General features: G+C 50.2%; 1 protein-coding gene. It reads right to left on the reverse strand.

Annotated elements, in window-relative coordinates:
* Positions 1-1,661, reverse strand: a 1,661-nt coding sequence (locus ACUVJL_RS11880) for an Ig-like domain-containing protein (protein ID WP_445246035.1), incomplete at both ends; no start/stop codon positions are given.

Here is a 1,661-nt window from a genome sequence, read left to right on the forward strand (position 1 = left end):
TCGGCTGCTAACAACAGTGCAGTTGCAGTCGTAGGAACAGTAGTAATATTATTCCAACTTGTGCCATCTGTCGTATACTGCCAACTGCCGTTTGTTGTATCTAAATTTGTGAGGGCGATGCCTCTGGGACGCAGGGAAATGACATCGTTGGGGTCGGTAATTTTAGTGCCGATAATCGCTGATATTAATGTGCCGCTGTTGGTGGTTTCGTTGGCGTTAATTGCTGTTAAATTAAGCGTGCCGGAATTGTCGAGGACTGGGGAATTGTTGACGAGGACGCTGACAGTTGATGTGCTGGTACTGTAACCGTCGGTTGCTGTGTAGGAGAAGGTGTCAACACCGTTGAAAGTGTCGTTAGGAGTGTAGACAATGCTGCGTTTGGGGTCGATCGCGATCGCCCAGACCAAATTATCCGCATTGGGGTTGAAAGCAGAATCTGCCAACCCAGTGCTACTGTTCAACCGGGCAATTTTGTTCCGTGGCTGCCCGCCGATATTGGTGAAAGCGCCGCCTACTACTGGGTTGCCGTTAGCATCGATCGCGATCGCATAGACATAAGCAGTCGCTGGGAGATCACTCGCATTGGGATTAAAAGTAGGATCTGCCAATCCAGTGCTGCTGTTCAACCGGGCAATATAATTGCGCGGCTGCCCGCCGATATTGGCGAAAAAGCCACCTACTACTAGATTGTTATTAACATTGATCGCGATCGCCCTGACATAACTATCGGCATTGGGGTTAAAAGTAGCATCTACCGTGCCGTTGCTGCTGTTCAACCGGGCAATTCTGTTGCGCGGCTGCCCGCCGATATTGGTGAACTCGCCCCCGACTACTAGATTGTTATTAGCCTCGATCGCGATCGCATTGACCCAATTATTTGTATTTGGGTTAAAAGTAGCATCTGCCGTACCGTTGCTTCCGTTCAACCGGGCAATTCGGTTGCGAGGCTGCCCGCCGATATTGGTGAAATCACCCCCGACTACTGGGTTGTTGTTAGCATCGATCGCGATCACATAGACTGTACTATCTGCATTAGGGTTAAAAGTAGCATCTGCCGTGCCGTCGCTGCTGTTCAACCGGGCTATTCTGTTGCGGGGTTGCCCGCCGATATTCGTGAAATTTCCTCCTACAACTGGGTTGTTGTTAGCATCGATCGCGATCCCGTAGATTCTATCATTCGCATTGGGGTTAAAAGTAGGATCTGCCAACCCAGTGCTGCTGTTCAACCGGGCAATTCTGTTGCGTGGCTGCCCCCCGATATTCGTGAAATCTCCTCCTATTACTGGGTTGCCGTTGGCATCGATCGCAATCGCGTGGACCCAATTATCCGGATTGGGATTAAAAGTAGGATCTGCCGTGCCGTCGCTGCCGTACAAGCGGGCAATATTATTGCGCGGCTGCCCGCCGATATTGGTGAAAATTCCTGCTACATAAATCCAGTCGTCAACAGTAACAGTGCCGCCTGTTGGTTGAGTAACACTCTGCACTCTCAGTGCCTTTGTGCCGCCTGTATCGTTTTCCAGGACTTTAATTTTAATATTAGGAGTGCCGACAGTTGCGATCGCACGATCGGGACTAGCAACAGGCAAATCATTAACAGCTATCCTGCCCAAACGAAAGGTAGCGCTTCCCTGGTCAGTATTGTCGCCAAAAAATAGGAA

Origin of the sequence: Microcoleus sp. OTE_8_concoct_300, assembly GCF_031383065.1 — a bacterium.
GTDB lineage: Bacteria > Cyanobacteriota > Cyanobacteriia > Cyanobacteriales > Microcoleaceae > Microcoleus.